Here is a 14,404-nt window from a genome sequence, read left to right on the forward strand (position 1 = left end):
GGCCTCTACAACAATCGATCAGGTATCTCCTTCATGAACACTCCCAGCCCTGCCATCACCGGCGTCGACACCCATGCGCACATCTTTCGCCAAGATCTGCCGATGGCCGCCAATCGCCGTTACAGCCCGCATTACGATGCGTTGGTCGAACAGTACCTCGAGCATCTGGATCGTCAGGGCCTGTCCCATGGCGTGCTGATCCAGCCGAGCTTTCTTGGCACCGACAACGCTTTCATGGTCGAGGCGTTGCGCCGCTGCCCCGAGCGTCTGCGCGGCGTGGCGGTGGTCGACGCGTCGGTCAGCGAAGCGCAGTTGGACGCCCTCGCCGTATCCGGCGTGGTAGGCATTCGCCTGAACCTGATCGGCAAGGCGCTGGAGGATTACACCGGGCCCGAGTGGACGGCGCTTTTCCTGCGCCTGGCGAGCCGCGGCTGGCAGGTGGAAATCCAGCGCGGTATCGATGACCTTGCGCAGATCGTGCCGGCCATCGTCGCCACCGGCGTGGACGTGGTGATTGACCACTTCGGCCTGCCGACTGGTGGCGTCGACCCGCACAATCCCGGTCATCAGGCTTTCCTGCGTCTGCTGGGTGATTCGCGCGTATGGCTGAAGCTGTCCGCTGCTTACCGCAGCCAGTCCGATCGGGCCCAGGCGGCTGCCGTTCTGGCGCAGGTGCGTGAGGCCGCAGGGAGTGTCGAGCGTTTCCTGTGGGGCAGCGATTGGCCCAACACCCAGTTCGAAGATCAGACAGACTACGCCGAGCAGTTCGCGTTGATCGAAGCGCTGTTGCCGGATACGGCCGAGCGCAAACGGGTGCTGGTGGATAATCCCGCCAGGCTCTTCGGCTTCATCCCCCGCTGATCAACCTCGAACAACAATCAGGAAGCTTCCATCATGATGAGCCTGCTCGTCGTCGCGGCGATCATTATCGCCGTGGCCCTCGGCTACAAGACCAAGATCAATATCGGTCTGTTCGCCATTGCCTTTTCCTACCTGATCGGCTGTTTCGGCATGGGCCTGAGCCCGTCCGAAATCATCGGCATGTGGCCGCTGAAGATCTTTTTCATCATCTTCTCGGTGTGCCTGTTCTACAGCTTCGCGACGGTCAATGGCACCCTTGAAAAACTGGCCGAACACCTGATCTATACCTGCCGCGCGGTGCCGCAACTGATGCCTTTCGCGGTATTCGCCACCGCCGGGGTGATCGCCGCGATGGGCGCGGGTTACTACACGGTGCTGGCGTTCATGGCGCCGATCACCCTGCTGTTGTGCGAACGCACTGGCATGAGCCTGATCATCGGCGGCATGGCGGTGAACTATGGCGCGCTGAGTGGTGCCAACTTCGTCTCCAGCCAGAGCGGCATCATCTTCCGCGGCCTGATGACCAACGCCGGGCTGTCCGAAAGTGATGCCTTCATCAACGCCTTCGGCATCTTCGTCAGCACCCTGATCATTCCGATTGTGGTGATCAGCGCCTTCGTGTTCCTGTCGAAAAATGGCCAGGCAATGAAAGCGTCCACGTTCGTCGCGACCGCGCCGACCCCACTCAATCGCGAACAGCGCATCACCCTCTGGCTGACCCTGGCGATGATGGCCATCGTGCTGGCCGCGCCCATCGCCAACATCGCGATGCCGGATAACCAGACGATTGCCTTCATCAACTCGAAGATGGATATCGGCCTGATCGCCAGCATCTTCTCGGTCATCGCCCTGCTGTTGAAACTGGGTGACGAACGCAAGGCCATGGCCTCGGTGCCGTGGAGCACGCTGATCATGATCTGCGGTGTGGGCATGCTGATTTCCGTGGCGATCAAGGCGGGCACCATCGACATCCTCGCCTCGTGGATCGGCAGCACCATCCCGCCGGTGCTGGTGCCCGTGGCATTCGGCATCATCGCTGCGATCATGTCGATCTTCGCCAGCACCCTGGGTGTGGTCACGCCGGCGCTGTTTCCCATCGTGCTGCCGATTGCCTCGGCCATGGGCATCGAGCCGATGGTGATCTTCATCGCCATCGTGGTGGGCGCCCAGGCGACATCGATCTCGCCATTCGCTTCTGGCGGCAGCCTGATCCTCGGCTCCTGCACCTCGGAGCAGAGCCGTGCCATGCTGTTCCCGCAGTTGCTGTTCAAGGCCGCGCCCATCGGCTTTGTCGCCGCCCTGGTGTTCAACGTGCTGCTGACGTTCGTCTACTGAGGCCTACGGCAGGTAAAAAAAACCGCAGCCTGGCTGCGGTTTTTTATGGGTGAACACCATCATGTAGCCTGGTGTTGAGCGCAGCGATACCCAGGAGGCGGGCCGCGCCGTTTAGCTACTTGGGCTGCAACTCCAGCAGACGACCGCCGCTGCCATCTTCCAGCAGCCAGATACTGCCATCCGGGCCTTGCTCCACTTCGCGGATGCGCGCGCCCATGTCGTAACGCTCGGCCTCGCGGGCGTTGTCGCCGTCGAAGGCGACGCGTACCAGCGCCTGGGAAGAAAGGCCGCCGATCAACCCGGCGCCGTCCCAGCCTGGAAATTTCTCGCCCTCATAGATGACGAATCCAGCCGGCGAGATGACCGGGTTCCAGGTGATCTTCGGCGCTTCGAATTCGGGGCGTGTGTCGTGATCCGGGATTGCCTTGCCGCCGTAGTGATCGCCGTTGGAAACCTCCGGATAGCCGTAGTTTTCGCCACGCACGATCAGGTTCAGTTCGTCGCCGCCAGCCGGGCCCATCTCGTGTACCCAAAGCTTGTCCTGGGCGTCGAAGGCGATGCCGAGCATGTTGCGATGGCCCAGTGACCAGACCTGGGCAGCGACGCCGCCCTGATCGGCGAACGGGTTGTCGCCAGGCAGGCTGCCGTCATCGTTCAAGCGCACCAGTTTGCCCAGGTTGGCCTTCATGTCCTGGGCGGGGGTGAATTTTTGCCGCTCGCTGGAAGTGATCCACAGCTTGCCGTCCGGGCCGAAGGCAAGGCGATGACCATAGTGGCCGCTGCCGCTGACTTTCGGCGTCTGCTGCCAGATCACGCTCAGTTCGGTCAGTGCGCCACTGCCGTCGTCGTTGAGCTGCAGCTTGGCGCGGGCTACCGCGGCGCCACGGGTATCGCCATCACCGGCTTCGGCATAGCTGATGTAGACCCAGCCGTTATTGGCGAAATCCGGGTGCAGGATCACGTCGCCGAAGCCGCCCTGGCCGCCGTAGGCGACTTCCGGTACACCGGCAATGTCGTGGGTAGCGCCGCTCTTCGGGTCGACATGCTTGAGCGCGCCGCGCTTTTCGGTGACCAGCAAGGTGCCGTCGGGCAGGAAGGTCATCGCCCAGGGCTCGTCGAGGGTGGCACGGGGTTCGGCGGTGAACGGCCATTGCGCCTGGGGCAAGGCGTCTGCAGCCTGGGCGCTGAGGGTGGCGAGACTGAGTGCGATACCACCAAGCAGGTGGTGGACGGGACGGACCATGGCGAATCTCTCTCCTTAAGGACGGATCTCACACGTTACCCGCGCCTTGCGGGGGCAGCCGGACGTTTTTGTTACGACGCACGTCAAACGCGTTGGTTCGAGTCCGATCCCCGCAGCTCGGCAACAGTGCCACAATAGAGGCCTGCCATTGATCCGAGCGAAGCACCGTTTCCATGAAAATCCTCAGCCTGCGCCTGAAGAACCTCAACTCGCTCAAGGGCGAGTGGAAGATCGATTTCACCGCCGAGCCCTTCGCCAGCAATGGCCTGTTCGCCATCACCGGGCCGACCGGTGCGGGCAAGACCACCCTGCTCGATGCCATCTGCCTGGCGCTGTACCACCGCACGCCGCGCATGGAGCGGGTCGGCGGCGAAAACGAGCTGATGACCCGGCACACGGCCGAGTGCCTGGCCGAGGTCGAGTTCGAGGTCAAGGGGCAGGGCTATCGCGCGTTCTGGAGCCAGCGGCGCGCGCGGGACAAGTCCGACGGCGCGTTGCAGGGCGCCAAGGCCGAGCTGGCACGGCTGGATGGCGAGATCATCACCGACAAGCTCAGTGAGAAACCCCGCGAAGTGGAGCGCCTGACCGGCCTGGATTTTGGCCGTTTCACCAAATCGATGCTGCTGGCCCAGGGCGGTTTCGCCGCTTTTCTGGAGGCCTCCGCCAACCAGCGCGCCGAGTTGCTGGAAGAGCTGACCGGTACCGACATCTACGGGCTGATTTCCCAGCGGGTGTTCGAGCAGACCCGCGACGTGAAGACCCATCTCGATCAGTTGCGCGCCCGTGCCGAGGGCGTCGAGCTGCTTGGTGACGAGCAGCGCCAGGCCCTTGGTGACGAGGCGGCGCAACTGGCGGTAGAGGAAGGCGAAACGCAGAGCGCGTTCGCCGAAGCCGGCCGACAGCGGCAGTGGCTGACCGATCTGGCGCGCGCCGAGGCGCAGGTCACGGCGGCGGCCATTCAGGTCGAGGCCGCCAGCCAGGCCGAGCACGAGGCGGCCAGCGAACTCACGCGCCTGCACAAGAGCGAGCCCGCGCAGCGGCTACAGCCTGCGTATCAGGCCAGGCGCGAGGCTGCCAGGGCATTGGCGACCAGTGAAGATCAACAACGAGCGCATCGTCAGGAGCTTGCCGCAGTCGCTGAACGTCTGCAGGCGAGTCTCGAGCTGGCAGCGCAGGCCAGTGCTGCGATCGCTCTGGAAAGGCACGGGGCCTTGCAGCGCCTGGACGATGAGTGCCGCGCCCTCGATGTGCAGTTGCAGGCCTCTGCCGACCATGAACGATTGAGCACCCAGCTCAGCGGCTGGCAGCATGCCTTCGACGCGCGCGATCAGGCGCAGCAGGCCATGGCCACGTTACAGGCCAGGCGGCGGGCTGGCGACGATCAGTTGCAGCAGTTTCAGCTCAGCCTCAGCGGGCTTGCCCAATCGGTGGAGGCTGCCGCCCAGACCAAGGCCAATGCCGAACAGCGTGTCGCCGAGGTGGAAGCGCGCTGGCAGAAGGCCCTGGCCGGGCGCAGCGAAACCGACTGGCGCAATCACTGGCAGCAGGTGCACGCCCGCGGCAGCGCACTGGAGCAACTGGGGCAACTGGCTGAGCGACGTAGCCAGCTCGGGCAGCAACAGCAGCGCGTTGCGGCCGGTCTTGCCCGACAGCAGCACGATCTGGCCGAGCGCGAGGGGCGGCGTTCGGCATTGCGCGAGCGCTATCGGGAGGTCAAGCAGCGGCTGACCGATCAGGACAAGCTCCTCGAGCAGGAGCAGCGCATTCAGGCGCTGGAGGCCTATCGCAGCCAACTTCAGGCGGGCGAGGCCTGCCCGTTGTGTGGTTCCACCGAGCACCCGGCCATCGCCGCCTATCAGGCACTGGACGTATCGGCGACCCAGCGTGAGCGCGATGAGGCGCGGCAGACGCTCGAGGCACTGACCGAGCAGGGGCAGGATCTCGGCAATCAGCTTGCCGCGCTGCAGGCCCAGGTGGCGCAGAGCAGGGAGCAGGAGCAGGAACTGCAGCGCCAGCTCGATGCGCTGGTCGCTGCCTGGCAGCGTCAGGGCGAGGTGCTCGACCCACTGCCCGATGACGAGCCAGCACTCGCCGCCGCGCAAACCCGGCAGATCGCCGAACGCGTCGAGGTCGACGCGACCCTCAAGCAGCTCGATGGCCTCAAGCAGGAACTCGAACGCACCCGCCAGGATGCCGGCATCAGCACCCAGAAACATCTGGCGGCCCAGCAGCAACTGAGCGCCATCGAGCGCGACCGCGATCTCGCCCAGGCGGCGGCGCAGGCGTTGAGCGAGCAGCTCGACGCACAGCGAGAGCACCACGGCCAGGTCGAGGCCGAACTGACGGCACAACTGGCCGCCTTCGGTCATTCACTACCCGCTGACGGAGCGGCCTGGCTGGCCGATCGCAAGGCCGACGCCGGGCGCTGGCAGGAGGCGCAGCAGCGGCGTCAGGTGCTGGCACAGCAGCAACCAGGCTTGCAGCACCAGGTCGCCGATGCGGATAAACAGGCACAACAGTGGCAAGCACGCTGGCAGGAGGCGGGCGGTGAACCGCTGGTCACCGGGTTGCTGGACCAGGCCGCTGCACGTCTCGAGTCGGCCGAGGCGGGGTGGCGGAGTGCGGAGCAGCGCGGCCTGGAACTGCGCGTCACGCTGGAGGGCTTCGCTCAGCGGCAGGTCGGTCTGAGCGAGGCCGAGCAGAGCGCTGCCGCTCATTGGCAAGCGGCACTGGAGGGCAGCCCGTTCGGCGATGAAGGCGAGTTCCTGGAAGCCCTGCTCGACGAGAGCCAGCGCGAGCAGTTGCTGGCGCTCAGGCAGCGCCTGGAGAAAGCCCAGACCGAAGCCCGAGCGCTGCATGCCTCGGCTCAAGCGCAGTTGAGCACGCTGCATACGGACCCACAGACCGAGCACAGTGCCGAGCATCTGGACGAACAGCTGCAGGCCTTGCAGGCGACCTTGAAGCAGCTGGGCCAGCGCCAGGGCGAAATTCGCGGGCAGTTGCAGGGCGACGCCCAGCGCCGTCTCAATCAGCAGGCGCTGTTCGAGGCCATCGAGGCACAGCGCCGCGAGTACGATAGCTGGCAACAGCTCAACAGCCTGATCGGCTCGGCCGACGGCGCCAAGTACCGGCGTTTCGCCCAGGGGCTGACCCTCGGCCATCTGGTGCACCTGGCCAATGGTCAACTGCAGCGCCTGCATGGTCGTTACCAGTTGGCGCGCAAGTCGCTGGGTGAGCTGGAACTGGAGGTGATCGATACCTGGCAGGGCGATGTGGCCAGGGACACGCGCACCTTGTCCGGCGGCGAAAGTTTTCTGGTCAGCCTGGCCCTGGCTCTGGCGCTGTCCGATCTGGTCAGCCACAAGACGCGCATCGACTCGCTGTTTCTCGATGAAGGCTTCGGTACCCTGGACGGGGAAACGCTGGAGGTCGCCCTCGATGCATTGGACAACCTCAACGCCAGCGGCAAGATGATCGGTGTGATCAGCCACGTCGAGGCGCTCAAGGAGCGGGTCGCCGTGCAGCTCAAGGTCAGCAAGGGGGTTGGCATGGGTTACAGCACGTTGGAGAAACGTTATGCGGTCTAAAGTTCTTGTGCTGTGCCTACTGACCAGCCTTGCCCATGCCGAAGATGCCCAGGACGATCATGGCCTGCAGGTGATCGACGAGCGTGGTTGCGTGCTTGGCAATGCGAGCATGCAGGCACCGACCCTGACCCTGATGGCCGCCGCCTATGGCGAGTCGCCAGCGCGCAAGGACATGGCGCTGGCGCAGATGAAAGAGGCGCTGCAGGCCGGTTGCCCGGTCGACGAACCCGATCAGATGGGCCTCTCCGCCCTCAATGGCGCGATCCTCTATGACGAGCCGGAGCTGGTGAAGCTGCTGCTCGAAGGCGGCGCCGATCCACGGCGCAAGATCGTCAGCCCGAAGGCCACGCTCAATGGCCTCGATTCCTTCGCCTTTCTCGAGCTGCTCGGCAAGCGCGATGGCAAGCGTGATCGCAAGGCCATCAGGGCGCTGCTGCAAGCGAAACGCTAGGCGTTTCGCCTGTCATCCTGCGGCCGCACACTGACGGTTGCAAATTCTCCGTGGAACCATGTGGCGGGTAGGGCTATCTGTTGTAGGTCTTTTTTATCGCCTTCGGGCAGATCCCAACCCATCAGGTACGCCCATGCAAAGACGTAACCTCCTGAAAGCTTCCATGTTGATGGCAGCTTGTGCCGGTCTTCCTGCCGGACTGTTCAGCCTGCGCAGCTTCGCCGAAACCGCCGACGGCAAGGCCGAACCCTTCGATTTCAAACAGCTGCAGTCGCGCGCCAAGAGCATGGCCGGCAGGGCCTACAAGAGCACCGCCGAGGTGTTGCCCAAGACCCTCGCCGAGCTGACGCCCCAGCAGTTCAATGCCATCCAGTACGACCCGGCGCACTCGCTGTGGAACGAACTGGACGGGCAGCTGGATGTGCAGTTCTTCCACGTCGGCATGGGCTTTCGTCAGCCCGTGCGCATGCATGCCGTCGATGCCAAGAGCCGGGTCGCCCGCGAAGTGCATTTCCGTCCCGAACTGTTCGAATACGGCAAGAGTGGCGTGGACGTTGCGCAGCTCAAGGGTGACCTGGGCTTCGCCGGTCTCAAGGTGTTCAAACAGCCGAACATCGCCAAGTACGACATCGTCTCATTCCTCGGCGCCAGCTATTTCCGCGCGGTGGACAACACCGGCCAGTACGGCCTGTCGGCTCGCGGCCTGGCCGTCGATACCTTCACCGACACGCCGGAAGAATTCCCCGATTTCACCGAGTTCTGGTTCGAAACGCCGGACAAGAACGCCACCCGTTTCGTCCTCTATGCGTTGCTCGATTCGCCGAGTGCCACCGGTGCCTTCCGCTTCGATATCGATTGCCTGGAAGACCGCGTGGTGATGGACATCGACGCCCACATCAATGCCCGCAAGACCATCAAGCAACTGGGCATCTCACCGATGACCAGCATGTTTTCCTGCGGCGGGCACGAGCGGCGCATGTGTGATTTCGTCGCCACGGCGATTCACGACAGCGACCGCCTGTCCATGTGGCGCGGCAACGGCGAGTGGGTCTGCCGACCGCTGAACAATCCGGAGAAACTGCAGTTCAACGCCTTCGCCGATACCAACCCGAAAGGCTTCGGCCTGGTGCAGTTCGACCATGACTTCAAGTCGTATCAGGACACCGTGGTCTGGTACAGCCGCCGGCCGAGCCTGTGGGTCGAGCCGACCACCCCGTGGGGCGAGGGCAGCATCGATCTGCTGGAGATTCCTACCACCGGCGAAACCATGGACAACATCGTCTGCTTCTGGAACCCCAAGCAGGCCATCGAGCCCGGCACGTCGCTCAACTTCGGCTACAAACTGCACTGGGCAGCGCTGCCGCCGGTCAAGCCGACCCTGGCGCAGGTGCAGGCTACCCGCTCCGGCATGGGTGGTTTCACTCTTGGCTGGGCGCCGGGCGAGCACTGGCCAAAGCAGTGGGCACGTCGTTTCGCCATCGACTTCGGTGGCGGCCCGCTGGCCAAGATGGACGCCAAGGCCCAGGTCGAGGTGGTCGTCGAGGCTTCCCACGGTGAGGTCAAGGATTTCAGCATCCTTGCCCTGTACCCGGAAGTCGAAGGCTTCCGCGCACAGTTCGACTGGTTCCCGAGCAGCGACAGCGTCGAGCCTGTGAACATGCGTGCCTACCTGCGCCGCGTCGACAACAAGGAAGTGCTGAGCGAAACCTGGCTGTACCAGTACTTCCCGCCGGCGCCAGCAGAGCGTCGCTATCCGGACTGGAAAGCCGAGTCCTGACGAGGCAGGGCAGGCGCCCCTTTGGGCGGCGCTCTGCCCACGCTTCCAGCTGGCCTGCTAGACTGGCGCACTTTTCCGAATTCCAAGAAGTGCGCCATGGCCCAGCCGTCCACGACCTACAAGATCGATCTCAACCTCACCGATATCGATCGCAGCATCTATGAGAGCCTGCGTTTCACCGTGGCCCGTCATCCCTCGGAAACCGAGGAGCGTCTGGCGGCGCGGCTGATCGCCTATGCCTTGTTCTATCAGGAGCATCTGGCCTTCGGCCGCGGCCTGTCCGATGTCGACGAGCCGGCGCTGTGGGAGAAGAGCCTTGACGGTCGTGTGCTGCACTGGATCGAAGTCGGCCAGCCGGACAGCGAGCGCATCACCTGGTGCTCGCGCCGTACCGAGAAATTCAGCCTGGTGGCCTACGGCAACCTGCGCGTGTGGCAGACCAAGTGCCTCGACCCGGTGCGCACCCTGAAGAACATCAACGTGGTCGCCCTGGGTCAGGAGGCACTGGCCGATCTGTCCCTGGATTTGCCCCGTTCCCTGAGCTGGAGCGTGATGATCAGCGATGGCGAGCTGTTCGTGACCGACGAGCGCGGCCAGCACGAAATTCCCGTGGAGTGGTTGGCTGGCGAGCGAACGCTGGGCAACTGATCCGACCCGCGCCACGCCTGCGGGCCTGGCGCGCCCCCTGTTTCACCGCACGAGTAGAATCCGACGTCCATGCGTATCGAGTCCCGCCCGCTTCCCGCTTCTCTGCCCGATCTGGGTAATCTGCCACCGTTGTTGACCCGCCTTTACGCGGCCCGTGGGGTGCTCTCGGCAGTGGAGCTGGAAAAGGGCCTGGCACGGCTGATTCCGTTCACCCAGCTCAAGGGTATTGAGGAGGCGGTGGCGTTGCTGGTCGAAGGCCTGCGCGAGCGCCAGCGCCTGCTGATCGTCGGCGATTTCGATGCCGATGGCGCCACCGCGAGCACCGTCGGCATGCTCGGTTTGCGCATGCTGGGCGCTGCCCATGTCGATTATCTGGTGCCGAACCGCTTCGAGTACGGCTATGGCCTGACGCCGGAAATCGTCGCCGTGGCGCTGACCCGCGAGCCAGAACTGCTGATCACCGTGGACAACGGCATCTCCAGCATCGAGGGCGTCGCGGCGGCCAAGGCGGCGGGGCTGAAGGTGCTGGTCACCGACCATCACCTGCCGGGCCACGAATTGCCTGACGCCGATGCCATCGTCAATCCCAATCAGCCGGGCTGCAGCTTCCCGAGCAAATCGCTGGCCGGCGTCGGGGTGATTTTCTACGTGCTGCTGGCGCTGCGTGCGCGACTGCGCGAGCTGGGCTGGTTCAGCGCCGAGCGTCCCGAGCCCAATCTGGGCGAGTTGCTCGACCTGGTGGCCCTGGGCAGTGTGGCCGACGTCGTGCCCCTGGACGCCAACAACCGCATTCTGGTCCACCAGGGCCTGGCGCGTATCCGTGCCGGGCGCGCGCGGCCGGGGTTGCGGGCGTTGCTGGAGGTCGCCGGCAAGCAGCATGGGCGCATCACCTCCACCGACCTGGGCTTCATTCTCGGCCCGCGCCTGAATGCCGCCGGGCGTCTCGACGACATGAGCCTGGGGATCGAATGCCTGCTCTGCGAGGACGAAGGCCTGGCCCGTGACATGGCCGTGCAGCTCGATCAGTTCAACCAGGACCGCAAGGCCATCGAGCAGGGCATGCAGCGCGAGGCGCTGGCTCAGCTCAAGGATCTGCCCCTGGAAAACCTGCCGTTCGGGCTGTGCCTGTTCGAGGCCGACTGGCACCAGGGAGTGATCGGCATCCTCGCCTCGCGCCTGAAGGAACGCTATCACCGTCCGACCATTGCCTTCGCCGACGCCGGGGAGGGTATGTTCAAGGGCTCCGCGCGCTCGGTACCGGGCTTTCATATCCGCGACGCGCTGGATGCCGTGGCGTCGCGCCATCCGGGGCTGATCAGCAAGTTCGGCGGGCACGCCATGGCCGCCGGCCTGTCACTGCCGGCCGAGCACTTCGAGACCTTTGCCGCGGCGTTCGACGAAGAAGTTCGTCGTCAGCTCTGCGAGGACGACCTGACCGGGCGGCTGCTGTCCGACGGCGTGCTGAGTATCGACGAGTTCAACCTGCCGCTGGCCCGCGAGCTGCGCAATGCCGGGCCCTGGGGGCAGCATTTTCCCGAGCCGCTGTTCCATGGCGCGTTCCAGCTGGTGCAGCAGCGCATCGTCGGTGAGCGCCACCTCAAGGTGGTGCTGAAGAGCGAGTGCGGCAGCCTGCAACTGGACGGCATCGCCTTTGGCGTCGACCGTGAGGTGTGGCCCAACCCGACGGTGCGCTGGGTCGAGCTGGCCTACAAGCTGGACGTCAACGAATTCCGTGGTCAGGAATCGGTGCAGTTGTTGATCTCTCACCTGGCGCCGCGTTGACGTTCAGTCACGGAGCCCCGACGCTATCTTGAACGTTGCCCACAGGCCGATTGTCTATCTGCCTGTGCGACGCGGCCGTACGCGCAATATCTTGACGCAATCTGTAACCAACGTCGGCCAGGCTTCGCAGTAGATTCGTCCGTTCCTGAACCATTGGAGATCTCCATGAATACGCGCGGCTTGCTCGACCAACTGCTGAAGTCCGGGCAGGAATTGCTGCAACAGAAAACCGGCGGCAAGTCCTCTTCGGGGCTGGGCGGAGCGCTGGGTGGATTGCTGGGCGGCGGCAGTGGTGGCGCCGGCAAGGCTGACAACGGTGGTATCGGCTCGATGCTCAAGGGCGCCGGTGGTGGTGCCGCGCTGGCCATGCTGCTGGGCAACAAGAGCGCCCGCAAGGTCGGTGGCAAGGTCATCACCTATGGTGGCCTCGCTGCGCTGGGCGTGATCGCCTACAAGGCCTATGGCAACTGGCAGGCGAAGCAGGCCGGTGCGCCACAGGGCGAGCCGCAGACCCTCGACCGTCTGCCTGCTCCCCAGGTGGAGCTGCACAGCCAGGGCATTCTCAAGGCGCTGGTGGCTGCGGCCAAGGCCGACGGCCATGTCGACGAGCGCGAGCGCGAGCTGATCGAAGGCGAGTTGAGCAAACTGGCCAGCGACGCCGAAACCCAGCGCTGGCTGCAGGCCGAGCTGAACAAACCGCTGGACCCCGCGGATGTGGCACGTTCGGCCAGCACGCCGGAAATGGCTGCGGAAATGTACGTCGCCAGCGTGCTGATGGTCGATGAAGAGCACTTCATGGAACGCGCCTACCTGGAAGAGCTGGCCCGCCAGTTGAAGCTCGACCCGGCCCTCAAGGCCGAACTCGAAGCCCAGGTTCGCCAGGATCTGCAGTAACTCCGCCGCACCGGCTGCCGACGGCTCAGTGCCGTTCGGCAGCCTTATTTCTTCTTCCCCCCTGACACTCAAGCGCCTGTTGCTACAGTAAATAGGTCTGTCTCGCTTGCGCTGCAACCGCAACGCCCATAGAGTCCGGCGCATGACCTGCGGAGGCTACCCGCAGGCTTCATTTAGAGTCTCGGCAGATGGGGTTGAATGTGAAGAACTGGACTGTTCGCCAGCGTATCCAGGCAAGTTTCGCGATCATCATCGCGATCATGCTGTTGATGGCCGCGGCATCCTTCGAGCGCCTGCTCAAGGTCGAGGGTGGGGCTACCCGTCTGCTGGACGATGCCATGCCTGGCATGTTCCACATCACTCAGGTGCGCAGTGCCTGGACGGACCTGTTCCACCAGACCATCGTGCAGGTCAGTATCAAGGAGCAACACAGGCTCAGTGATGCCGACCGTCAACTGATCAAGGGCGCCAGCGACAAGCTGGTCGCGTCGCTTGCCGACTACCGGGCGACCATTCGCGATGACACTGACCGGAGTGCCCTGGAGGCCTTCGATCAGACCCGCGAGCTGTTCGCGCAGCAGCAGACCAGCGTGCTGACGGTCTATGACGAAGGCCGCTCCGTCGAGGCGCGGGCCCAGCTGGCCGGGCAACTGACCGATACCTGGAACGTCGGGCGTACTCAGCTCACTTCGATGATCGAGCTTAATCGCGATGTGGCGTATTCCTCTGCCGGGGATATCGTTTCTGCGGTCAGCCGAGCCAAATTGAGCATGGTGGTATCTGTGCTGCTGGCAATCATCGCTGCTTTCGTATGCGGTTACTTCCTGATGCAGGCGATCACCCGCCCGGTGCAGCAGGTGGTACACACCCTGCAGGCACTGGCCAGTGGCGACCTGACCGTGCGCCTGAACCTCGGCCGTCGTGACGAGTTCGGTGCCATCGAAACCGGCTTCAACGGCATGGCCGAAGAGATCAAGACGCTGGTCGCCCAGGCGCAGCGTTCCGCCGTGCAGGTCACCACCTCGGTGACCGAGATCGCCGCCACCTCCAAGCAGCAGCAGGCCACCGCCACGGAAACCGCGGCTACCACCACCGAGATCGGTGCCACCTCCCGGGAAATCGCCGCCACGTCGCGGGATCTGGTGCGCACCATGACCGAGGTTTCCGGCGCCGCCGAGCAGACGTCGACCCTGGCCGGAGCAGGGCAGTTGGGCCTGGCGCGCATGGAAGACACCATGCACCAGGTGATGAGCGCCGCCGAGCTGGTCAACGCCAAGCTGGCGATCCTCAACGAGAAGGCCGGCAACATCAATCACGTGGTCACCACCATCGTCAAAGTCGTCGACCAGACCAACCTGCTGTCGCTCAACGCCGCCATCGAAGCGGAGAAGGCTGGCGAGTACGGCCGTGGCTTCGCGGTGGTCGCCACCGAAGTTCGCCGTCTGGCCGACCAGACCGCCGTGGCTACCTACGATATCGAGCAGATGGTTCGCGAGATCCAGTCGGCGGTTTCCGCCGGCGTGATGGGCATGGACAAGTTCTCCGAGGAAGTGCGCCGCGGGATCGGCGAAGTCGGCCAGGTCGGCGAGCAGCTCGCGCAGATCATCCATCAGGTGCAGGCGCTGGCGCCCCGTGTCTTGATGGTCAATGAAGGCATGCAGGCGCAGTCCACCGGTGCCGAGCAGATCAATCAGGCGCTGGTGCAGCTCAGTGAAGCCTCGTCGCAGACCGTCGAGTCGCTACGCCAGGCCAGCGCATCGATCGACGACCTCAATCTGGTGGCGAACGGTTTGCGTACCGGCGTCAGCCGCTTCAAGGTCTGAGCC

General features: G+C 64.4%; 10 protein-coding genes. 9 read left to right on the top strand and 1 reads right to left on the bottom strand.

Annotation, left to right across the window (positions count from 1 at the left end; translation table 11 throughout):
• Positions 1-33 precede the first annotated feature (33 nt).
• Positions 34-861, top strand: a complete 828-nt coding sequence (locus tag QRN22_RS03590) for an amidohydrolase family protein (RefSeq protein WP_042551867.1) — start codon at positions 34-36, stop codon at positions 859-861.
• Between the two features lie 33 nt (positions 862-894).
• Complete coding sequence (locus tag QRN22_RS03595; protein WP_042551837.1) at positions 895-2,196, top strand: SLC13 family permease; 1,302 nt, start codon at positions 895-897, stop codon at positions 2,194-2,196.
• A 115-nt stretch (positions 2,197-2,311) separates the two neighbouring features.
• On the opposite strand, the gene QRN22_RS03600 is transcribed toward QRN22_RS03595, so the two are convergent.
• Positions 2,312-3,439, bottom strand: coding sequence for a PQQ-dependent sugar dehydrogenase (locus tag QRN22_RS03600; RefSeq protein ID WP_042551836.1), 1,128 nt, complete (start codon positions 3,437-3,439; stop codon positions 2,312-2,314).
• 173 nt (positions 3,440-3,612) lie between these two features.
• On the opposite strand from QRN22_RS03600, the gene QRN22_RS03605 reads away from it, so the two are divergent.
• The 7 genes from QRN22_RS03605 (at position 3,613) to QRN22_RS03635 (ending at position 14,401) form a co-directional block, all read left to right on the top strand.
• On the top strand, positions 3,613-7,026 hold the full coding sequence (locus QRN22_RS03605; RefSeq protein WP_042551835.1) for an AAA family ATPase: 3,414 nt from the start codon (positions 3,613-3,615) through the stop codon (positions 7,024-7,026).
• Entirely contained in the window at positions 7,016-7,477 is a 462-nt protein-coding gene (locus QRN22_RS03610; protein WP_156152627.1) for a hypothetical protein, read from the top strand. Before QRN22_RS03605 ends, QRN22_RS03610 begins: the two co-directional genes overlap by 11 nt.
• Positions 7,478-7,610: 133 nt before the next feature.
• Positions 7,611-9,254: a glucan biosynthesis protein D gene (locus tag QRN22_RS03615; RefSeq protein ID WP_042551834.1), complete on the top strand. Its 1,644-nt coding sequence runs from the start codon at positions 7,611-7,613 to the stop codon at positions 9,252-9,254.
• A 96-nt stretch (positions 9,255-9,350) separates the two neighbouring features.
• Entirely contained in the window at positions 9,351-9,902 is a 552-nt protein-coding gene (locus QRN22_RS03620) for a YaeQ family protein (RefSeq protein WP_042551833.1), read from the top strand.
• A gap of 69 nt (positions 9,903-9,971) precedes the next feature.
• Positions 9,972-11,684 carry a single-stranded-DNA-specific exonuclease RecJ gene (gene recJ, locus QRN22_RS03625; RefSeq protein WP_042551832.1) on the top strand — a complete coding sequence of 571 codons (1,713 nt, stop codon included), beginning with the start codon at positions 9,972-9,974 and terminating at the stop codon, positions 11,682-11,684.
• A gap of 165 nt (positions 11,685-11,849) precedes the next feature.
• Positions 11,850-12,578, top strand: a complete 729-nt coding sequence (locus QRN22_RS03630; RefSeq protein WP_042551831.1) for a tellurite resistance TerB family protein — start codon at positions 11,850-11,852, stop codon at positions 12,576-12,578.
• A gap of 200 nt (positions 12,579-12,778) precedes the next feature.
• The gene (locus QRN22_RS03635; protein ID WP_285401385.1) at positions 12,779-14,401 is read left to right on the top strand and encodes a methyl-accepting chemotaxis protein; all 1,623 of its coding nucleotides are present in this window, start codon (positions 12,779-12,781) and stop codon (positions 14,399-14,401) included.
• Positions 14,402-14,404 lie beyond the last annotated feature (3 nt).

It is taken from the genome of Pseudomonas sp. MEJ086, assembly GCF_030209025.1.
Lineage (GTDB): Bacteria > Pseudomonadota > Gammaproteobacteria > Pseudomonadales > Pseudomonadaceae > Aquipseudomonas > Aquipseudomonas fulva_A.